This is a genomic window from Pseudomonas sp. NY15374, from assembly GCF_048068255.1.
GTDB classification, from domain to species: Bacteria; Pseudomonadota; Gammaproteobacteria; order Pseudomonadales; family Pseudomonadaceae; genus Aquipseudomonas; species Aquipseudomonas machongensis.
The window spans coordinates 1-253 of sequence record NZ_JBLUPZ010000042.1 but is presented as its reverse complement, the minus strand read 5'-3'; the positions used below and the strand labels follow the sequence as shown (position 1 = coordinate 253).

The 253-nt window shown below is 47.4% G+C and carries 1 protein-coding gene; it reads left to right on the top strand.

Translation table 11 applies throughout. The features are described 5' to 3' along the window. Nucleotides 1-46: 46 nt before the first annotated feature. Nucleotides 47-253, top strand: a 207-nt coding sequence (locus ACNFHO_RS27440; protein ID WP_416767976.1) for a hypothetical protein, incomplete at its 3' end; no start/stop codon positions are given.

Sequence of the window (253 nt, the reverse complement as noted above, 5' to 3'; positions counted from 1 at the left end):
ATCGGCAGCGGTGAAAAAGGCAGTTGACAGCATCTTCGAGTGCTGTATGATTCGCCTCCCGCTACGAGAGATCGCAGCGAGTCAAGTGTTTGAAGCTAAACGAGTTTCTCGCAAAAAACTTCAAAATAAACGCTTGACAGCAAATGAGGAAAGCGTAGAATGCGCGCCTCGGTTGAGACGAAAGGCTCTTAACCAAACGCTCTTTAACAAATCGAATCAAGCAATTCGTGTGGGTGCTTGTGAGTACGGACTG